The 18,093-nt window shown below is 70.8% G+C and carries 21 protein-coding genes and 1 pseudogene; 6 read left to right on the top strand and 16 right to left on the bottom strand.

Going from position 1 to position 18,093, the window contains the following annotated elements:
- Positions 1–906, bottom strand: coding sequence for a bestrophin-like domain (locus ACWD10_RS35970; protein ID WP_451097907.1), 906 nt, complete (start codon positions 904–906; stop codon positions 1–3).
- Positions 907–1,074: 168 nt separating this feature from the next.
- On the opposite strand from ACWD10_RS35970, the gene ACWD10_RS35965 reads away from it, so the two are divergent.
- The 3 genes from ACWD10_RS35965 (at position 1,075) to ACWD10_RS35955 (ending at position 3,047) form a co-directional block, all read left to right on the top strand.
- Positions 1,075–2,043, top strand: a complete 969-nt coding sequence (locus ACWD10_RS35965; protein WP_451097906.1) for an alpha/beta fold hydrolase — start codon at positions 1,075–1,077, stop codon at positions 2,041–2,043.
- 79 nt (positions 2,044–2,122) lie between these two features.
- Entirely contained in the window at positions 2,123–2,773 is a 651-nt protein-coding gene (locus ACWD10_RS35960; RefSeq protein ID WP_451097905.1) for a PAS domain-containing protein, read from the top strand.
- 19 nt (positions 2,774–2,792) lie between these two features.
- Positions 2,793–3,047, top strand: a complete 255-nt coding sequence (locus ACWD10_RS35955; protein ID WP_451097904.1) for a hypothetical protein — start codon at positions 2,793–2,795, stop codon at positions 3,045–3,047.
- 154 nt (positions 3,048–3,201) lie between these two features.
- Here ACWD10_RS35955 and ACWD10_RS35950 read toward each other — a convergent pair whose 3' ends face one another.
- The 5 genes from ACWD10_RS35950 to ACWD10_RS35930 all read right to left on the bottom strand — a co-directional run bounded on the left by ACWD10_RS35950 (position 3,202) and on the right by ACWD10_RS35930 (position 5,795).
- Positions 3,202–3,867: a class I SAM-dependent methyltransferase gene (locus ACWD10_RS35950; protein ID WP_451097903.1), complete on the bottom strand. Its 666-nt coding sequence runs from the start codon at positions 3,865–3,867 to the stop codon at positions 3,202–3,204.
- Positions 3,868–3,943: 76 nt separating this feature from the next.
- Positions 3,944–4,453 (bottom strand): hypothetical protein, encoded by a 510-nt coding sequence (locus tag ACWD10_RS35945; RefSeq protein ID WP_451097902.1) that lies wholly within the window; start codon positions 4,451–4,453, stop codon positions 3,944–3,946.
- Between the two features lie 417 nt (positions 4,454–4,870).
- A complete protein-coding gene (locus tag ACWD10_RS35940) occupies positions 4,871–5,065 on the bottom strand; it encodes a hypothetical protein (protein ID WP_451097901.1) in 195 nt (64 codons plus the stop codon).
- Positions 5,062–5,613 (bottom strand): hypothetical protein, encoded by a 552-nt coding sequence (locus tag ACWD10_RS35935; protein WP_451097900.1) that lies wholly within the window; start codon positions 5,611–5,613, stop codon positions 5,062–5,064. The genes ACWD10_RS35940 and ACWD10_RS35935 overlap by 4 nt, the downstream gene beginning before the upstream one ends.
- Positions 5,610–5,795, bottom strand: a complete 186-nt coding sequence (locus tag ACWD10_RS35930) for a hypothetical protein (RefSeq protein WP_451097899.1) — start codon at positions 5,793–5,795, stop codon at positions 5,610–5,612. The genes ACWD10_RS35935 and ACWD10_RS35930 overlap by 4 nt, the downstream gene beginning before the upstream one ends.
- A gap of 80 nt (positions 5,796–5,875) precedes the next feature.
- Between ACWD10_RS35930 and ACWD10_RS35925 the strand changes: the two genes are divergently transcribed.
- On the top strand, positions 5,876–6,049 hold the full coding sequence (locus ACWD10_RS35925) for a hypothetical protein (protein WP_451097898.1): 174 nt from the start codon (positions 5,876–5,878) through the stop codon (positions 6,047–6,049).
- Positions 6,050–6,133: 84 nt separating this feature from the next.
- Here the strand turns inward: ACWD10_RS35925 and ACWD10_RS35920 are convergent.
- Positions 6,134–6,730, bottom strand: a pseudogene (locus tag ACWD10_RS35920) (helix-turn-helix domain-containing protein); the annotation flags it as partial.
- A gap of 22 nt (positions 6,731–6,752) precedes the next feature.
- Between ACWD10_RS35920 and ACWD10_RS35915 the strand changes: the two are divergent.
- Positions 6,753–7,043 (top strand): hypothetical protein, encoded by a 291-nt coding sequence (locus ACWD10_RS35915; protein WP_451097897.1) that lies wholly within the window; start codon positions 6,753–6,755, stop codon positions 7,041–7,043.
- A gap of 118 nt (positions 7,044–7,161) precedes the next feature.
- Here ACWD10_RS35915 and ACWD10_RS35910 read toward each other — a convergent pair whose 3' ends face one another.
- The 9 genes from ACWD10_RS35910 to ACWD10_RS35870 form a co-directional block, all read right to left on the bottom strand.
- Positions 7,162–7,611 (bottom strand): peptidoglycan-binding protein, encoded by a 450-nt coding sequence (locus tag ACWD10_RS35910; RefSeq protein ID WP_451097896.1) that lies wholly within the window; start codon positions 7,609–7,611, stop codon positions 7,162–7,164.
- 262 nt (positions 7,612–7,873) lie between these two features.
- Positions 7,874–8,125, bottom strand: coding sequence for a type II toxin-antitoxin system RelE family toxin (locus tag ACWD10_RS35905; protein ID WP_451097895.1), 252 nt, complete (start codon positions 8,123–8,125; stop codon positions 7,874–7,876).
- On the bottom strand, positions 8,122–8,379 hold the full coding sequence (locus tag ACWD10_RS35900; RefSeq protein ID WP_451097894.1) for a type II toxin-antitoxin system Phd/YefM family antitoxin: 258 nt from the start codon (positions 8,377–8,379) through the stop codon (positions 8,122–8,124). The genes ACWD10_RS35905 and ACWD10_RS35900 overlap by 4 nt, the downstream gene beginning before the upstream one ends.
- 138 nt (positions 8,380–8,517) lie before the next feature.
- On the bottom strand, positions 8,518–9,051 hold the full coding sequence (locus tag ACWD10_RS35895; protein WP_451097893.1) for a quercetin 2,3-dioxygenase: 534 nt from the start codon (positions 9,049–9,051) through the stop codon (positions 8,518–8,520).
- A gap of 33 nt (positions 9,052–9,084) precedes the next feature.
- On the bottom strand, positions 9,085–10,119 hold the full coding sequence (locus ACWD10_RS35890; RefSeq protein ID WP_451097892.1) for a methyltransferase: 1,035 nt from the start codon (positions 10,117–10,119) through the stop codon (positions 9,085–9,087).
- A 214-nt stretch (positions 10,120–10,333) separates the two neighbouring features.
- Positions 10,334–11,602, bottom strand: a complete 1,269-nt coding sequence (locus ACWD10_RS35885) for an MFS transporter (RefSeq protein ID WP_451097891.1) — start codon at positions 11,600–11,602, stop codon at positions 10,334–10,336.
- Positions 11,599–12,564, bottom strand: a complete 966-nt coding sequence (locus ACWD10_RS35880; protein ID WP_451097890.1) for a sugar phosphate isomerase/epimerase family protein — start codon at positions 12,562–12,564, stop codon at positions 11,599–11,601. Before ACWD10_RS35880 ends, ACWD10_RS35885 begins: the two co-directional genes overlap by 4 nt.
- A gap of 732 nt (positions 12,565–13,296) precedes the next feature.
- On the bottom strand, positions 13,297–14,904 hold the full coding sequence (locus ACWD10_RS35875; protein WP_451097889.1) for an AMP-binding protein: 1,608 nt from the start codon (positions 14,902–14,904) through the stop codon (positions 13,297–13,299).
- 38 nt (positions 14,905–14,942) lie between these two features.
- A complete protein-coding gene (locus ACWD10_RS35870; RefSeq protein WP_451097888.1) occupies positions 14,943–17,438 on the bottom strand; it encodes an ATP-binding protein in 2,496 nt (831 codons plus the stop codon).
- A gap of 242 nt (positions 17,439–17,680) precedes the next feature.
- Between ACWD10_RS35870 and ACWD10_RS35865 the strand changes: the two genes are divergently transcribed.
- On the top strand, positions 17,681–18,093 hold a 413-nt coding region (locus ACWD10_RS35865), incomplete at its 3' end, for a 2-oxoacid:acceptor oxidoreductase family protein (protein WP_451097887.1).

Below are 18,093 nucleotides of genomic sequence, written 5' to 3'. Positions count from 1 at the left end.
TCACTCCGGTAGCTGCTCCGAGCCCCTGAACGACACGTAATGGGACACGGTCAGAAGGCAGCCCGGAACCCGCTCCGCGGTCGACGCTCCGAAGTAGGTGCCGACCTGCTTCTCGCCCTGGGACGGAACTCCCATGCCCATGGTGAGTGCGACCTTCCAGGGTTTCGGCTCGATCGAGTTGCTGTCCTGGAGCGGGTGGTCAAGGGCGATGATCAGGGCCAGGAAAATGCCGATGAAGAGCGACAGGAGACCGGTGAGGGCCACGTGGTCGGTCAGCCTGATGCCGACGAGTACCCAGGTCGACGCGATCGTCACGGCCGCGCCGAGGAAGAGGACGACGTAGAGCTCGGGCAGCAGACCGATGTCCACCTCGCCCTGCCGCTCGCGACGGAGGTTGTTGTACTCGTTGAACGCGTCCAGAGCCGCGGACTGTGCGTTCTCCTCCTGAGTGTTCTTGGGCTCGTAGAACATGATCGACTCGAATACGGCATCCAGCCTGCCGCGGTCCTCCTCGATCTCACCGAGCCGCTGTTTCGGCCAGACCTCGTCGACAACGTTCTCGGCATAGTTGCGTACCTGCGACTGGATCCGGCATCGGCGGCTGTTGGGAAATGCCTGACCGGCGCGGTAGACGGTGGTGAGTTGCGAGGCTTCCTGATTGACCAGCTTCTTGACCTCCACGTAGTGGTCGTACGCGCCGACGGCAACCAGCCCGACCAACAGGCCATAGAAGAGCCCGACGACCTCGATCAGGAAGGTGACGCGATCATTGTGCTCGGGATCTTTGCCGAACCATTTGCGAACCCTGGAGCGCAAGAGCAGGCCGACCAGGCCGAATGCGAGGAAACCTCCGGTCAGGACCAGAGCCTGGGCCCAGGTCGTCCCATGCGAGAATTCACCCGACATCCGCTGAACTCGCCCCTAGGGTCTTGAAATCCTTTGCCCGTGTCACATGACAACGAGGGGAAAGACGCCGGGTTTCACGAGTGCGAATCACGAGACACGAACTGATGACTTCGGCTCAAGTGATAGACCGGCGCCGGGCATTGGATGTGCGGGACGTACGCTCGCTTCATGGTTGAGCATTCGACGATCGACGTGAACGATGTCCGGCTGCATATCGCCGAGGAGGGTCAGGGGCCGCTCGTCGTGCTGCTCCATGGGTTTCCTGAGTCGTGGCACTCCTGGCGGCATCAGTTCGGGCCGTTGGCCGACGCCGGGTTTCGGGTGGTGGCGCCCGACCAGCGCGGGTACGGGCGTAGTGATCACCCGGAGGATGTGGGGGCGTACAGCATCCTTCATCTGGTTGGGGATGTGATCGGGCTGATCCATGCCCTGGGTGAGGAGGGGGCCTTCGTCGTTGGGCACGACTGGGGGGCGCCCGTGGCCTGGCATACCGCTCTGCTGCGGCCCGACGTGGTGCGCGGGGTGGTGGGGCTGAGTGTGCCGCCGCCGTTCCGGGGGGAGCGTCCGCCGCTCGCTGCTATGCGGGAGCGGTTTGGTGGGCGGTTTTACTGGAACTACTTCGAGCGGCCCGGGGTTGCCGATGCCGAGTTCGGCAAGGACGCCCGGACCGCCTTGCGCAAGTTGTTCTACTCCGCCTCCGGAGACGCCGCGGGTGCCGGGCACCCCGACCAGGCTCTGGTGGCCGACCCGGCGCGCGGCTGGCTCGCGGATATGACCGACCCCGACGTGCTGCCGGACTGGCTCACCGAGGACGACCTGGACGAGCTCACCGAGAGTTACGCCAAGGGCTTCACCGGCGGTTTGAACTGGTATCGGAATCTGGACCGGAACTGGGAGCTCACCGCTGCCTGGCATGGCACGGTTGTCAGGCCGCCCGCGCTGTATCTGTACGGCGACCGTGACCTCGTCCCGGCGTTTCCGGGAACGCCCGAACTCATCGCGAAACTCCCGGAGTTGATGCCCAATCTGCGTCGCGAGCCGATCGTGCTGCCGGGCTGCGGCCACTGGACCCAGCAGGAGCGGCCGGAGGAAGTGAACGCCGCGCTGATCGAGTTTCTGACGGAGCTGCGAGGCTGAGAGGGGCCACGAGGCTCTTCCAGCAGGGCGGTCCACCAGGGCGGCCGCCAGACGGCCTCGCCGGGCCGGACGCCGCAGAATGGGACGTATCAGACACGGAGGGGGTGGAGGGGGTGCAGGTCGCGGGAACGGAGTGGTTGGTGTGGCGGTAGGTGAGGGCAGCGGCCTCGGCGGGCTTCGGGGGTCGTTTGACGTTTCCGGTGCTGCCGCCCTGCTTACTGATGCGCGCGGTGTCATTGCGAGCTGGTCGCGGCGGGCCGAGGAACTGCTCGGGTACGCCGCGGACGACGTGCTCGGGCGGGCGGTCGGCGAGCTGCTTGCCCCGGATGATGCCGCACGCGTGCCCGCTGTCGTGGAGCGGTGCCGGGCGGAGGGCAGTTGGTCGGGGGTGCTGTCCGTGCGGCATCGGGATGGGCGGTTTCCTGGGGGCGAGGTGCAGCTCGTTGCCCTCCAGGATGATCAGGGGGCCCTCCAGGGTGATCAAGGGTGCGTCGTCTGGCTGATGTGGGCGGGGGTGGCGGCGGGGACTGCCATGGAGCGGGGCATGGTCGGGCGGGTTGTCGCGCAGTTGCCTGTGGGGCTGGCCGTGCTCGATACGGATTTGCGGTTTGTCTGGTCCAATCCTGCGCTTGATCAATTTTGTGGGGGTACGGCTGCTGAGGAGCGGCGGGGGCGGCGCCTAGGGCCTGGAGGCACGCGTCCACGTGCCACCTGCGACAGTCCGCACTGAACCGGCGGAACCGCCATCCTTGGACGACCGGGTCACCGCCCTGGAGGAATGGCACCAGAGGTGGACCGGTGAGCTCGACGAGCGAGAAGCGCAGATCGAGCGCCGCAGCCAGGCAGAGGTATCGGCTGTGCGTGTGGCACTGGCGGAGGAGTTGGCAGAGCTGTGCAAATCCATGGAAGGCCAGTGGAAGGCTCCGTGGCGCCTCTTGCTCGGCCCGGCACTCATCGCCCTGGGGGTTGTACTGAGCTCCATCGGCGGTCTGGTGGCCCTGTAAGCCGACCTGACCGCACTCGGACCCACGCTGCACGGAATCGCCGCACGCTGAACACTCCGCCCCCCGTCCGGCCTCCGGGCCGGACAGGGGCGTTTTCTGCGTGCTCGGCCTGGGCGCCACTCACAAGCGCCGCAGTACCGCCGGAAGCACCATGTCAGGGACGTGTGGCCCGGACGATGAGCGTGCCGATGTGCCCCGCCTTCGGAGCGTCGAGCACCTCGGCCTTGGCCCCCTCGAACCCAGCCTCGCGCAGCAAGTCTTGCCACGTTTGCGGGGTGTAGCTGTAGCGGTACGTGAACATCGCGCGGCCCGCGAAACCACCCTTGTACATGCCCTGCGGTCCGTACGCGCCTGGGATGGCCGGGGGTTGGGAGAAGACGAAGACGCCGCCGGGGTTGAGACGGGCGGCGACGAGCGGGAAGAGACGTTCGGGGTCCGTGAACCAGGCGGCACCGAAGATCGAATAGATCGCGTCGTACGAGTCGGTGCTGGCCGACAGGTAGTCGAGCACTTCGCCGCAGACGAACCGGACTCCGAGCGACCCCCAGCGTTCGGTGATGTGCTTCACCATCACTGGGGACAGGTCAAGTCCGGTCGCCTTGATGCCTTTCTTGGCAAGGTGCGCGAGATGCCTGGCTGTGCCGCAGCCGATCTCCAGCACTGTGCCCGGGTCACCGAGAAGTTCAGGGCCGGGGCCGTGACCGGCGTACTGCGTCCAGCAGAACGGCGGGTCCTCGTCTTCCAACACCTTGTCGCGGGTGCTTTCCGCATAGGTGTCCCAGAGTTCGCGTTCGTGGTCGATGTTGTGCGGCACGGTCAACGGGCTGTCCTCACAGTTGAACCAGCATGGGCGCCCCCGCCCAGGTGCGGCAGGGGGCGCCCACTGTAGGGGTGGGTCAGTGACTGTCGGGCACCTTGTCGTCGCACGGCGAGCACTCCGCGCCATCGGTGGCCCACAGCTCCTCGTCGGCGTCAAAGCCGTTGGAGCGCAGGAAGTCCGCGGTGCGGATCACCAGGCCGTCCGTGCGGCGCTGCACCAGCGGCGCGTGATGCTTGTACCGGCCGCCGTTGTAGACCTCGCAGAACGCGAAGTAAACCGGGCTGTCGAGGATCAGCTGATGTACGCCGATGTCCACGGTCTTGCCGACGCCGAGGTGAACCTCGGGGTGCTCCATGGCGGTGATCAGGTAGGCGACGGCGTTGGCGAGAATGCGCTCAGCCAGGGAGCGCACGGCGATCTCGTCGCGCAGCAGAAGCGCGATCTCCCGCTCCCACAGGTCACCTTCCGAGCCGGGGCTCTCGAAGACGTTGTAGGTGCACTCCTTGACGTGCGGTCGTACCGCGTTGAGGAGTGCCCGCGGGTCGCGGTATTCCGTGCGACTCGGGGTGTCGAGCATGACGGTCATGTGGTGGTGCTCCTCTCGATCGGTTTCGAGTGGTGCAGGACCCTGCCGGGGATGTGCGAGTACCAGGCCCCGGCAGGGGGCCTTCGCAGGGACCGCCCGCCCATGTCGGTCACGGGGACGGGCGGGCGGCCCGGCTGGTGCGCTCCGCTGGCCAGGCAAACCGGCCGGGGGGACCGTGGGGCATCCGACCAGCGGAGCGGGCTCAACGGGTGCTGCCGTGCTGTTCGTTGGCCCGGTACGTGGGAACTACGGCTCCCGCGGGCTCGAGGTCTGGCCGCTCGACACCGACCGGCGCGGCGCGGGCCAGCTCGGGGCCGACCAATAACGCAGGCGGCGTCAGGCCCAGCACCGCCAGCACCGAGAGCGGCCCGGACAGGCAGTCCCGAGGCGCACTCCTCCGGCGCCTGTGCCGGGCCGTCACGGCATGCTCCAAGTGCCTTTGCGGGCCTGCACCTTCACCTGGCGCGGATCCCCGGTCACCAGCAACTCATGGCCGCCGTCGAGCGGTTGCAGCCGCGGCATGCCGTCGATGATGTCGATGACGACCGCGTTCTCCCCTCGGTACCTGACGAGGTCTCCAACCTCCGGCCGCCAGCCGTCCCGGCCAGTCATGAGACTGTCATCCCGGCCTCCTGGGACCGTCGAAGCGGCGGCCAGGAGAAACGCACGGGCGCACTGTGGAGGCGACAGAAGGCCATCTGCGGGAAGCGGAGCTCATGGCGGGGGGACAGAGATTCCGGCCACCTGGTGATGACGGCTTCTATGTCGCCTTCTGTGATCTGTCCGCGTACGGCTTGCCAGCCGGGCCGTGCGACGGGGTCCTTCTCCCCGAAGGTGTCGGTGTGCACCGCGGCGACCTCCAGGCCCAGCTCGGCGGCGAACTCCCGTCCTTCAGCGATAGCGCGTTCCTCGGCGTTCGGTTCGGTGTCGCGGAAGCGTTGGATGCACACGTACAGCACTGCTCGGCCGCTCATGCCGTGGCCTCCTTGTTGTCCGGGGCGGGCTGGAGGGTGCGGCGCCGGGGCGGGCCACGGAAAGGTGCTCGCGAGCGACGAGCGGACGTACACCGTCGAGCCCTGGACTTCGGAGACGTAGGCGCGGCGGCCGTCGAGGAGCAGCACGGGGGCGTCTTGGTAGATCCAGGGCGGAAGGCTGCTCATCGGGCGCCCCCTTCGACGCAGCGGGGTGAGCAGGCGCAGGGCGGCCAGACGCCGATCTTCTCCTCAACCGTGCGCTCCGCGTGCTCCTCGGCCGCCGCCGTGCCCATGGCGATGCGGTGCTCCTGGGCCAAGTCCTCGACCCGACAGCCGAGCGGGGGTTTCTGGGTGGTGGGGGCGGTCATGACGCGCCGCCCTGGTGAGGCGGGAAGCCGCCGGGGGGCCTGGCGGCTTCGTCGGTGGTCAGGCCGTCGCCGGTCTCTTCGTGAGGCTGGAGGTCATCACGCTGGGATGCCCAGTTGTCTCCGCCGCCCTCGGGGCACAGGTGGAAGGGGCCTCCGGTGTCCTCCGGAAGAGCCACCACGACGCCAACACGGTCGGCGGCGGCGTCGTGGGCCAGGTCTCCACGCTGCGGCCAGCCGACCGCTGCGTCAGCTAAGTCCCGTCGCCGGGCGAGGTCTTGGGGGGTACGTCGTCCCGTCATGCTCCCGAAGGTATGGACGCCGCGGGGTCTGAATATGAATCAGGGGAATAGCTGCTGGTCATCCAGCGAAAATCGGTTGGACATGCCCCTCAACTTCTCGCGTGTGGCGGCCCGTTCAGCGTAAACGATCTTCCGCAAGGTAGCCCGTGCGATCGGGTGGTTGCGGACGAGCTGGGGGGCGACGTGCTCGGCCTTCTCCAGTTCGGCCAGGGCCCGGTCGCGGCTGCCGTCCCACAGCCATGCGCGGGCGAGGTCCATGTGGTGGTGTCCTCGGCGGGACTTCGGCAGGGCGGCGATGTGATGCGGGTCGGCGCGGCGGTTGCGTTCGAGGGCGGTGGTCTGGTCGCTCAACTCGAGGGCGACGCTGATCGAGTGGATCTGCACGTTCCCGGTGGAGAACGTCAGCGAGTGCCGGTCGTAGACGGGCGGACCTGTGTGGGCGTCGACCCGGTCGGCGGCTTCACCTGCAAGCCCTATCCGGGCCTCGGTCTCCTGCCCGTTGCTGGCCCGCGCCGAGGAGACGGCGGCCCGTAGCTGCAGCGAGCCCCACACCCGCAGGGCGAGCGGATCGCCCTGGTCGTAGGCGTCCTGCACGCTAGCAAGGGCCTTGTCCGCGAGGGCGGTTGCGTCGCCCCAGAACCCCGCACAGGAGGACGACATGCCCACCGCCCGCGAGATTGCCGACACGGTCTGGAACACCGACGGCGTCGTCGGCGTGCCCGGTGACTGGCCACCCGGCAACGACCACTTGATGGCCAAGTCCATCGTCGTGGACATCGGCAAGCGCGTGCGCGGCCTGGAGGCCAAGCTGAGCGCGCAGGCCGCGACGATCGACAAGCTCGTCGACGCCGTCGGGACCGGACCCGGCGCCGACCTCGAAGTGCTGAAGGCAGAGATCCGCGCCGCGTTCGAGTCCGTGAGCGTCCGCCTCGACGTGCAGGAGGGCTGACGTGGGCAGTACGCCCGTGTGCCCGCACACCCCCGGGAAAACGCGAACGAGCGGCGCGCCTCGGGGGGCGCACCGCTCGTCCTGGTCACTTCCTGGTCAGCATGGGGACGTCACAGCCTCACAGGCTGTTGGCCATCCGCGCGAACGCGGCCTTGGTGCCCTTCCCCGCGATGCCGTCGATCTTGCCCTTGTACCCGTGGTACTTCTTCAGATACCGCTGCAGCGACTTGACGGTGTTCTTGCCGACGATGCCGTCGATCTTGTCGTTGTAGCCCCAGTGCTTCTTGAGGAAGCGCTGCATGGCCTTCCAGCTGTTCGTGCCGAGCTGCCCGTCGATCTTGCCCTTGTAACCCCAGTGCTGCTTCAGGACCTTCTGCACCTTCTTGGCCTGCTTGGCGCTCAGGCCGAGGTTGTTCACCGCGAGCACACCGGCCTCGCTGCCGCTGACGGCGGCGGGCTGCGCCGCGGGCTGAGCGAACGCGGTCCCGGCGCCCGCGAGGCTACCGGCGGCGATCCCCGCGACAGCGGTGAGGCTGACGACGGTCCTCGTCACGATGTTCGGCCGCATTTCTTCCCCCTGTTGGGTCGTTGGACGACACCCGACGCGGTCGGAGCACCGGGTGGCACCAACGAGACTGCGGGCCGGGGCAGACACCCGCCAGGGTCGCCCGGCGATTGACGGAACACCGGGACGACCCACGCTCTGACCTGCCGGGACACCGTCCCGGATGCGGGTCCCACGGGACGCGGTGAGCGGCTGGGATGCGCGGCCGGTGGCCAGGGCCACCGCAAGGAGCGTTACGCGGGGCGGCGTGCTGCCCGCCGGGCGCTCACCCGACCCGCCCGAGATGCATGATGACGATGGTGACGGTCGCCTCCGCGATCTCGTACATGACGCGGTAGCGGCCCACGTGCATCCGGCGGAGATCCGCCGAGCCGTATTCGGCACTGCCGACGGGGCGCGGATCTCCGGCGAGCAGGTCGACGGCGTCCAGAAGCTGCCGCAGACCATCCGGGTCGTCCTTCAGAGACCTGGCAGCCGCATTGAGGGCGGGCTCGTCCCAGACGATCTCGTAGCTCAAGCCCGCGGCTCCAGGCCGAGTCGGGCCCTGACCTCAGCATGAGGAACGGCAGTGACCTCTCCCGCCGTCTGGCGCGCGCGGTACTGGGCCAGTGCCAGGGCGTCCTCCAGGTCGGCGAGCTCCTGCGGGTTGATCAGTACCGCCGCGGGGGTGCCGTGATCCGTGATCGTGATGCGTTCCCGCGCGTGCGAGGCCCGGCGCACCAGCGTGCCGAACTTGGCACGGGCCTCGGTGATGGGCAGCGTCTCACTCATAACAGAACTGTACACTTTTGTACCCTGGCCGCAAGGCCGCATGCGGCAGCGCACCCGGCCCCTCCGGACGGGGCGGTCCGGGAGAGGCCGGGTGCGCTGCGCGTGCGAGAGGGCCGTCGTCGGCCCTGCCCGAGAGGTTCAGCTCGACGGCGGCGCGCCCGGAGGCGGCCCGTCCATCGGCGGGGCGCCCGGGGGCGGGGCCAGGAACTCCACGCCGTACTTGGCGAGGGAGCCGAGCAGCTTGCCGACGTCCGGCGGGCCCTCCTCCGGCATCACCGGTGCCTCCGTCAGGTCGCCCGCCGGGATGCCGGTCTCGAAGAACCACTCCTCGAACCCGGCGGGGGTCGTCAGGATCAGGAAGCGGGCCTTCTCCGACTCCACACGGAACTGGTGCGGGAGGTGGCGAGGCGCGTACGCCATGGCGCCCGGGCCGGTCTCCAGGGTCTTGTCGCCCACGCCGACGGTCAGTTCGCCGTCGAGGACGATGAACAGCTCGTCCTCCCTGGTGTGGCGGTGCAGCGGGGACGCGTACCCCTTGTCGGAGATCTGCTCGGCGAGCCAGAACTGGCCGCCGGTGTCCTCGCCGACCGCCTTGAAGCGCATCAGGGCGCCCATGTGCCAGATGGCGCGGCCGTCCTCGGGACCGGCCTGCCACGGTTGGATCAGCGTCATGTCCGTCCTCAGTCCTTATGTCCGTCCTCAGTCCTACTTCGCCGGGACGCCCTCGATCAGGGAGAAGGTCGTGTTGGTCGGGATGACCCGGTTCAGACGGTATCCGGCGCGGGCGTACAGGGCCTCGTACTCCTGCGCCGTGCGGATGCTGCCGGACATGGTGATCGACATGACCAGGTTGAAGTCCTTCGCGAACTGCGAGGCCCCGTGGTGCTGGACCAGCTCGGCGGCGACGAACGGCGCCTCCGGGGAGGCCTCGCGGCACAGCGTCAGGAGCTTGACGAGCTGCTCGTCGTCCCAGGAGTGCATGACCTGCTTGGTGACGTAGACGTCCACGTTCTCCGGAACCTTGGCGAAGAAGTCGCCGCCGAAGAGTTCGATCCGGTCCGCGTCGATCAGCTTGCCGACCGGCGGGATGTCGTGCGCGCGCTCAAGGACGTCCGGCAGGTCGACCAGGATGCCCTTCTTGACGGACGGGTTGGCGCCCAGGATCGCGGCCAGGAACGTACCCGTACCGCCGCCGAGGTCCGCGACCGTGCCCGCCTTGTCCATGCCCGGAAGGGCGGCGACGAGGGACCCGGCGATGGCGCGCGAGAAGTCCGCCATGGCCTGGTCGAAGACGGCGGCGTCCTCCGGGTGCTGGCGCAGCCACGGCCAGGTCGGCATGCCGTGCACCTTGTCGAAGGCCGGGTCGCCGGTGGCCACGTTGTGGTCGAGCCGGCCCCAGGAGTTCCACATCCAGTCGGAACCGATCATCAGGGCCATCGAGTGCAGCGAGTGCGGCACCCCGGGGCGGAGCAGCCGGGAGAGCGGCGTGTTGGCGAAGACGCCCGGCTCCGGCTCCTCGAAGATCTCGCTCGAAGTGAGGCGCTGGAGCACCTTGTTGAGGGCCGGGACGTCGCTGTCGGTCGCCGCGGCCAGCTCCTGGATGGTCAGCCGCGGCTTTTCCTCGAGGAGTTCGGCTATGCCGAGCCGGGCGGCCAGGCTCATGCAGGGCACGAGCGTCGGGAACATCATCTCCGCGAGGCGTACAGCATCCGCCGCGGTGTCCTGCGTGGCCTGTGCCATGTCGTCTCCAATTCCATTCACTGCTACGGGTGGTGGGGAGGGAGGAAGGAAGGATGGGAGGGAGGAAGGATGGGAGGGAGGAAGGAAGGGGAATACGGCGCCGTCCGCGGAACGGGGGCCGTGCATTCATCGTGCCGGTTTCCGGCCGCGCCGCCTCGGGGGAACGGGGGGCAAGTCCTTGTCAGGCAGTAACAGCTTTTGGCCATACGGGGGTTCACAGATCCGTATCTCCGCCTCGTCGGCGCCGTGCCGCCGCCACCCCGAGTACCGCCAGCGCCGCCACCACCGTCGCCGTACCGCCCGCCACCAGCCCCGCACGCGCGCCCGCGTGTTCGCTGAGCAGGCCGATGAGGAGCGCGCCGAACGGTGTCGTGCCCTGGAAGACAAGCGTGTAGAGGGCGAGGACGCGGCCGCGGTAGGCGGGTTCCGTACCGAGCTGGATCCGGTGGTTGGCGGCCTGCGCGAACGAGATCGAGCCGAAGCCGGTGAGGAACAACAGGCCGGCGGCGACCGGGTAGGTGGGGGCGAGCCCGGCCAGCGCCTCGAGCAGCCCGAACCCCGCGGCCGCGGCGACGACCAGGCCGAACGAGGGCCGCCCGCGCCGGTGCGTGGTCAGGAACGCGGCCGTGAGGGAGCCCGCCGCGAGCGCGGTCGTCAGGAGCCCGAACGAGGCCGCGTCCGTGTGGAAGACGGTCTTGGCGAGCAGCGGCAGCGTCAGCTGGAAGTTGTACGCCAGCATTCCGGCCACGGCCACGAGCACCATCGGAAGCACGAGGTCGGCCCGGGACACGAGATGGCGTACGCCGTCCCTCACCGGGGCCCGCGCGGGCCGGTCCGCCGCGCGGTGCAGCTCCCCGGGGCGCATCAGGCGCAGCCCGACGACCGTACCGAGATAGCTGGCCGCGTTGAGCAGCATCACCGGCCCCGTACCCCACCAGCCGATGAGCAGCCCGGCCAGGGCGGGCCCGAGGACCCGGGCGGTACTGAAGTAGGCGGCGCTCAGGGCGGAGGCGTTGGGCAGCAGTTCACCGCCGACGAGTTCGCTCACGAACGCCATGCGCGTGGGCACTTCGACGGCATTGGCCGTGCCGAGGGCCGCGGCGAACACGAAGACGTGCCAGAGCCGCACCCCACCGGTCAGCACGAGCAGCGCGAGCAGCAGGGCGAGCCCGCCCGAGACGACATTGGTGGCCATGAGCAGCCGCCGCTTGTCGTAGCGGTCGGCGAGGCCCCCGGCGTGCAGCGTGAGCAGCAGCAGCGGCGCGAACTGGAGCGCGGTGACGATGCCGAGCGCGGCCCCCGAGTCACCGGTCAGGGAGAGCACCAGCCAGTCCTGGGCGACGACCATCATCCAGGTGCCCGCGACGGACACCAGCTGACCGGCCGCGAACAGCCGGAAGTTGCGGACGGTGAGGGAGGCGAAGGTGCGGGTGCGGGCGCGGGTGCGAGTGCGGTCTGTGGAGCGTTCGGGCGCGGAGGTCATCGGGGGCTCTTGGCTCCGGGTGGGTACGGGAGTTGATACGCGGGCAGCGGTGCGGAGTTCACCGCACGCCGGTCGAGTCGGGACGGAGTCGCCGGGGTGCGCGGCAACACCTCGGTGGCGACGAAGTGTTCGAGCCGACGGCCGTACGCCCAGAAGCGCGCGACCGGGTCTCCGGGGACGGGAAGGGGCCCGGGAAGGGGCGGCTCGGCCGACCAGGCTCCGACGTATCCGTGGTCGAGCAGCAGGCGTAGGTGGTCCCCGAGGTCCGGGGTGGCCTCGAGATGCCTGAGGTGTACGTGGGCGACGGCCTCGGGACACTGGTGAAGCAGCCGGGCCAGCCTGGGCAGTCGGTCGTACGCACCGTGACCGCGGGCCGAGGTGTCGGCCAGGGTGTCGGCCGAGGTGTCGAGGAGCAGCCGCAGCGCGGGGCGGTCGACGTCTATGACCAGCTGGGGCGGCCCGTCGTACAGCAGGACAAGCCCGTACTCGGCGGCGCGCCCGGCGAGCACGCGCAGCCTGCGGACCGCCCCTCCTCGCTCTCCACGCCCCGTGCTCGGCAGGAGCCGTACGTATCGCGTGCCGAGGGCGGCGCACCGGGGCCCGAGGCGGTCGAGTTCGCGCAGGTCCGGTTCGAGGCCGGGGCCGCCGGGCCGGGGCAGGACGGTGATCCGGGAGTGCACGCAGGCGGCGGCGAGCCCGGCCGTCCGCAGCGCGCGCAGACAGTCCGCGAAGGCGACGTCGTCGAGCTCGGCGACGGTCCGGCGCCGCACGGTACGCAGCTCGATCAACTGCCAGCCGAGCCCGGCGACAGCGGCGGCCTGCCGCTCGGGCACGTCCCCGACGGCGTCACCGACCCCGGCGTACAGGACTCCGGGGACGGCCTCGCCGGGCGGGGCCTGGGGCGGGGGCGGGGCCTGGGGCGGGGGCGCGGGTGGTGCGGCGGTGGAGGGGCGGGTAGGCACGACGAGAGCGTCGGGAGCGGCGGACCGCGGGTCAACGCTTCCCCCGCTCGCCGGGCCGACCTCGCCCCTGAACGCGCCGGTTCTGCCGGAGAGTTGCTAGGCCGGAGGGCCGCCCCGGCGATCTTGCCATGGGGTTGCCATAGGGAGAGGCCGCCGGGTTCTGGCGGCATGCGAGGCGAGCTTCCGGATGGGTCCGGCTCCGGACGACGGTGCTTCCGGGTGACCCGAGCGGGGGCTGGCTAGGGGGGTGTCTCTCCCCCCTAGGGCCTGTCCAGCGGATCTTTCCCCTAACCCGCCCCTTCCCGAAACTGGGGGCCTGCGGCCCCCAGACCCCCACCGGGAACTTCGCCCCAGACCCCCTTTGGGGGCTTCGCCCCCTGACCCCACCCCGGGGCTTCGCCCCCAGACCCCACCCCGGGGCTTCGCCCCCAGACCCCACCCCGGGGCTTCGCCCCCAGACCCCACCCCGGGGCTTCGCCCCCTGGCCCCCAGGGGTCGGGGGCGGAGCCCCAGTTGTTGGGAAGGAGCCCTTAACCCCGCCCGGGGGCTTCGCCCCCAACCTCACCTGGGGCTTCGCCCTCTAACCCCGCCCGGGGCTTCGCCCCTAACCCCTGGGCGCCTCGCCCCCTAACCCCCAGGGGTCGGGGGCGGAGCCCCAGTTGTGGGAAGGGGCGGGTAGGGGAAGAAGCGCCCGCCGCAGGCGCCAAGATCCGCCGGACACGCCCCAGGGCTCTACGGCCCCGTGGGCGACAACCGGTGGGCCAACCGGGTCCGTAGCCGCCCTCGGTGGACCTCGCCGTGGTCGCCGCGGGGCAGGGCGCCGAGGAGTTCGAGGCGGGCGGGGAGGTGGGCCGGGGAGATACCGGCGCTCAAGAGGTGGTCGCGCAGGTCGAGGAGGCCGGGTGGGGTGCCGTCGGGCACGACCACGGCGCAGGCCAGTTCGCCGTGCACCGGGTCGGTCCAGGGCACGAGCGCGGCCTCGGCCACGGCGGGGTGAGCGGCCAGGTGCGCCTCGACCTCGGCCACGGGGAGCAGGAAGACGCCGCCCACCTCGTCGACCGGTCGGTGCGCCCCCTCGTGTTCGGGGGGCGCCTCGGAGCCGGGGGCCGTGTCGTGGTTCCAGGTCGGGCGCAGGCCGCCGGTGTCCCGTTGCCAGAGGGCGGCCGGGGCTGCCGGGCCCTGGGTCGAGGGGCGGTGCGTGCGCGGGGTTACGTGCAGGGTCTCGCGTACGCGCTGAGCGGCGGGGTCGTCGTCGGCCGGTGCGTCGTCGGGCGTGCGGGCTCGGCGCAGGGCGGTCGTGGGGCGGGGGTGGCGACGCTGGGCGGCGGCCAGTTCGGCCCACTGCGCGGATGTGGCCAGGGCGTCGGTCACCCCGGCGGAGGCGAACAGGTCGAGGGCGGTGTCCGACCATGCACCGGCGGACCACGTGTCCTGGAGGACGACGGTGCCGCCGTGCGCGAGCGGCCCGAGGACGGTGTGCAGCAGGGCGGGCAGGGTGGCGAGCGGGAGCGCCGTCCAGGCCACGGATCCCGGTACCGGTCCCGGTCCCGGTCTCGGTCCCGGTCCCTCTTCGATCCCGCAACTCGCCGCCGCATAAAGCGTGTTGGGCGTGTGCAGCGCCATCGTCGGTGCGCCCCGCAGTCCCATGGACGTGATCGCCAGGCAGATCCGGTCGGCCGGGTCCGCCGGAGTGCGCAGCCAGGCCGTGGGGCGGTGGCGCTCGTGTGGGGTGCGGATGAAGTGGCGTACGAAGTCGACGGCGCCGGTGGCCGCCGCGTCGCCGATGACCGCGCGGTGGCGCAGCCAGGGCAGCGTGGGGGCGAGTCCGGCGAGGGTGCGGGCGGGCTCGGTGCCGCACTCGCCGTGGTCCGCGACGACGCACAGCCGGGCCTCGGACGCGGCGAGTACGGCCTCCAGGTCCCTGGCCCCGTACCCCGTCATCACCGGCACCGCGACGGCCCCGGTGCGCAGACAGGCGAGGGTGAGCGCGCAGGCCTCCCAGCGGTTCGGGAGCTGGAAGGCGACCGGGTCCCCTGGCCCGATGCCGAGCGCGTCGAGCGCGTACGCGAACCGGTCGGTGTACGTGGCGAGTTGGGCGTACGTGAGGCGTGTGACGCGGCACTCGGGCGGACGGTGGGCCCGGTGGGCGACGATCGCGGTGCGGTGCGGGTGCGCGGCGGCGGCGCGGTGGAGGTCGTGCAGGAGTGTGTGGTGCGGGCGTCGCCAGCGGCCGGCTCGCTGGTAGCCGTCGCGTACGGGGGCGGGGGGCCGTACGGCGGCGAGGAGGTCGGCGAAGGGGACGCCGCTGTCGGTCGTACGGGGGTCGGTCCCCGTCGTCACTGGCTCCCGCTCCATCGTCGTCACTGGCTCCCGTTCCATCACTGCCTCCGGCCGACGGCCCAGGCGACCTGGACGCGGGAGCCGCAGCCGAGTTTGCGCATGACCATGCGGACGTGGTTGACGACGGTCCACTCGGCGATCGCCAGCTCGTGGGCGATCTGCCGGTTGGTCATGCCCTCGGCGACGAGCAGCGCCACTTGGAGCTGGCGGGGCGTCAGGGTGGCTGCGGCGCCGCCCGGTTCTTCGGCACCCCCTGCGAAGCCCCCGCTGCCTCCCGGCTCGACGGCCGCGAGCGCCTCCGCCGCCATCGCCTCGGGCCGCAGTCGCCGCCCCTCCACCCAGGCGGTGGCGAAGACGCCCCAGCCGAGGCGCCGGCGCAGCTCCGCGGCGGCCTCCTCGACCCGGTCCCAGTCGGCCCCGGCGGGCTTGGCGCCGGTGCGGCCGCGCAGCGCGTCGGCGGCCGCGAGCAGCCGGGCGGCGCGCTGCGCCTGCCCCGGGCCCGCCTGCGCGAGCAGCAGCGCGAACTCTTCGAGGACGAGCGGGAGTTCGGTTCGTTCACCGATCGAGTCGTACAGCTCGAGGCTGTCGCGCAGCGCGGCCCGGGCGGCGGCCTCGGCGGCTCCGGAGGTCCCGGAGGTCCCGGGGTCGTCCTGGCGCAGGGCGAGCCGGGCGGCGACGTAGCGGGTGCGGGCGAGGTCGCGGATCTCGCCGCTTTGGCGGTGGATGCGTACGGATTTCTCGAGCAGGTCGCTCGCCGCGGTCAGGTCGGCGGCGCCGCCCGCGTCGATCAGTACTTCGGCGAGTCCGGTGGCCGCCTCGGCCGTACCGGCCGTATCGCCGTGATTCTCCAGAGCGTTGGCCGCGGCGGTGAGCAGCGAACGGGCGACCGGCCGGTCCCCGCAGCGGAACAGCGCGACGCCCAAGCGTGCCGAGGCGAGCGCGCCGAGGCGCGGGTCGCGAAGCCGCTTGCAGAGCGCGACGGCACGCCGGAGGCGGTAAGCGGCACCATCGTGGTCGCCGAGCGCGGCGGCGAGGGTTCCGGCGCCGGTGCAGAGGCGAGCACGGCGGCGCACGGTCGCACCGTCCTCGCCGCCCTTGATGCCCTCACTGCCCTCGCCGCCCTCGCCGCCGGTACGCAACGTCTGTTCCGTACGGTCGAACCAGCGGAGCCCTTCGGTGAGTTCACCGCGTACGAGCCAGGGGCGCAGGCAGGCGGCGAGCAGGTCGGCGCGGGCTGCGGCCCCGTCGGGTGGCGCCGCGGTGTCCGCGAGGTGCCGCAGGGCGGCGAGTACGTTCGCGTGTTCGGCGTCCGCGACGCGCAGCCAGCGGCGCTGCTCGGAGCCGTGGAAGCGGGGTTCGAGGGTGTGCAGGAGCTTCTGGTAGTGGCGAGCGTGCGCCTCGCGGGCGGCAACCCTGGCGGGGACGTCGTGGGCATCGCGTGCGTCACGTGCATCACGTGCATCACGTGCATCACGTGCATCACGTGCATCACGTGCGTCGCCTGCGTCGTCTGCGAGGAGTGCGAGTGCGTACGTCCGGATGGTGCGGGACATCGTCAACCGGCCCTCGGCATAGGGCTGTTCGGTGAGCGTGAGGAGGCCGCGCTCCAAGAGGGTTTCGAGGGCCTCGGCGGTCTCGGCGGCGCCGAGCGGCGAGATCTGTTCGGCCGTGGCGAGGGTGGCGCCGCCGTGGCAGACGGCGAGCCGGGCAAGCAGGGCGCGTGGTCCGTCGGCCAGGCCGCGGCAGCTCCACTCGGCGGCGGCGAGGACGGAACGCTGCCGTGGGGGCGCGTCGGCGGGGCCCCGCAGATGCCGGAGCCCGCCGCGCAGCAGCCAGGCGTGCAGGTCGGGGAGGGGGAAGAGGCGCAGGCGGCGGGCGGCGAGTTCGAGGGTGAGAGGCACGCCTTCGAGGAGGTTGCAGAGGTCGACGACGGGGCCGACTGTCTCGGCGGTGAGTGTGATCGCGGGGTTGGCCTCGTGCGCGCGCCGCGTGAACAGCTGGACGGCGGGATTGTCCTGCACATCGGCCACGTCGGGGGCGAGCAGCGGCCCGGGCGGCGGCAACGGCCCTACGGGGACGAGGTATTCGCCGTACATCGCAAGGGGTTGTTGTCCGGTGGCGAGCACGGTCAGCCAGGGCTTGTCGGCGAGGTGGTGGGCGATGCGGGGGGCGAGCAATGCGGTGGCGTGCTCGATGCCGTCGAGGAGCAGCAGGGTGCGCCGACGATCACAGAGGTCCTGAAGGCATTGGTCCACGGTGGTGGCGGCCGCCTCGGGGTCGGCATCGCGGGCCGGTACGTCGACGGTGTGGACGCCGCCGGGGAAGTCCGCGGCGAGCGTGTGCGCGGCGGCCGCCGCGAGTCGGCTCTTGCCGATGCCACCGGGCCCGGTGAGAGTGATCAGGCGCCGCTCCGGGGCCGGGGCCGGGGCCGGGTCCGGGTTCTGTAGCCGTCCCTGGAGACCGATCAGTTCGAGCTCCCGACCCACCAACTCGGCGTACGGCTGCGGCCGCTGCAGATCGGTCTCGGTCGACATGCTCCCCCTCACGCCCCCTCATCGAGGTACTGCCCCACGTTATGGAGCGTGGCTTAAGCCGCCTTGAAGGGCTGGCACGGCTTTAGCTGGTCTCAAGGGCACATGGTTCGAATGGCTGACGATGACTGACACGGGCACCGACTGACACGGGCACCAGATGTCGCCACCCACGACACCGACGACACCGACGACACCGACGACACCGACGACACCGAAACGACCCCTGGGAAGGACCCGCCGTAGTGGGATCTCCAGCCACATCCCCCACACGTCTCGACCGGGTGGTCATCCGCATCGCGGGTGACTCCGGTGACGGGATGCAGTTGACGGGTGATCGTTTCACGTCGGAGACGGCGTCGTTCGGGAATGACGTGGCGACGCTGCCGAACTTCCCGGCGGAGATCCGGGCGCCCGCGGGGACGCTGCCGGGGGTGTCGTCGTTCCAGGTGCACTTCGCCGATCACGACATCCTCACGCCCGGGGACGCGCCGGACGTCCTGGTCGCGATGAACCCGGCCGCGCTGAAGGCGCATGTGGGTGATGTGCCGCGGGGTGCGGAAATCATCGTGAACACGGACGAGTTCACCAAGCGGGCGATGCAGAAGGTCGGATACGAGAACTCGCCCCTGGAGGACGGCTCCCTGGACGGGTACAG

It is taken from the genome of Streptomyces sp. NPDC002851, assembly GCF_053591935.1.
Note: the sequence above shows the minus strand (reverse complement) of the source record. Positions and strands in the feature narration are given on the sequence as shown.

Bases quoted from the DNA above. Each gene is read 5' to 3' on its own strand.
- ACWD10_RS35970 (WP_451097907.1), bottom strand. From the start codon at position 906: ATGTCGGGTGAATTCTCGCATGGGACGACCTGGGCCCAGGCTCTGGTC.
- ACWD10_RS35965 (WP_451097906.1), top strand. From the start codon at position 1,075: ATGGTTGAGCATTCGACGATCGACGTGAACGATGTCCGGCTGCATATC.
- ACWD10_RS35960 (WP_451097905.1), top strand. From the start codon at position 2,123: ATGGGACGTATCAGACACGGAGGGGGTGGAGGGGGTGCAGGTCGCGGG.
- ACWD10_RS35945 (WP_451097902.1), bottom strand. From the start codon at position 4,453: ATGACCGTCATGCTCGACACCCCGAGTCGCACGGAATACCGCGACCCG.
- ACWD10_RS35940 (WP_451097901.1), bottom strand. From the start codon at position 5,065: ATGACTGGCCGGGACGGCTGGCGGCCGGAGGTTGGAGACCTCGTCAGG.
- ACWD10_RS35935 (WP_451097900.1), bottom strand. From the start codon at position 5,613: ATGAGCAGCCTTCCGCCCTGGATCTACCAAGACGCCCCCGTGCTGCTC.
- ACWD10_RS35930 (WP_451097899.1), bottom strand. From the start codon at position 5,795: ATGACCGCCCCCACCACCCAGAAACCCCCGCTCGGCTGTCGGGTCGAG.
- ACWD10_RS35915 (WP_451097897.1), top strand. From the start codon at position 6,753: ATGCCCACCGCCCGCGAGATTGCCGACACGGTCTGGAACACCGACGGC.
- ACWD10_RS35910 (WP_451097896.1), bottom strand. From the start codon at position 7,611: ATGCGGCCGAACATCGTGACGAGGACCGTCGTCAGCCTCACCGCTGTC.
- ACWD10_RS35900 (WP_451097894.1), bottom strand. From the start codon at position 8,379: ATGAGTGAGACGCTGCCCATCACCGAGGCCCGTGCCAAGTTCGGCACG.
- ACWD10_RS35895 (WP_451097893.1), bottom strand. From the start codon at position 9,051: ATGACGCTGATCCAACCGTGGCAGGCCGGTCCCGAGGACGGCCGCGCC.
- ACWD10_RS35890 (WP_451097892.1), bottom strand. From the start codon at position 10,119: ATGGCACAGGCCACGCAGGACACCGCGGCGGATGCTGTACGCCTCGCG.
- ACWD10_RS35885 (WP_451097891.1), bottom strand. From the start codon at position 11,602: ATGACCTCCGCGCCCGAACGCTCCACAGACCGCACTCGCACCCGCGCC.
- ACWD10_RS35870 (WP_451097888.1), bottom strand. From the start codon at position 17,438: ATGTCGACCGAGACCGATCTGCAGCGGCCGCAGCCGTACGCCGAGTTG.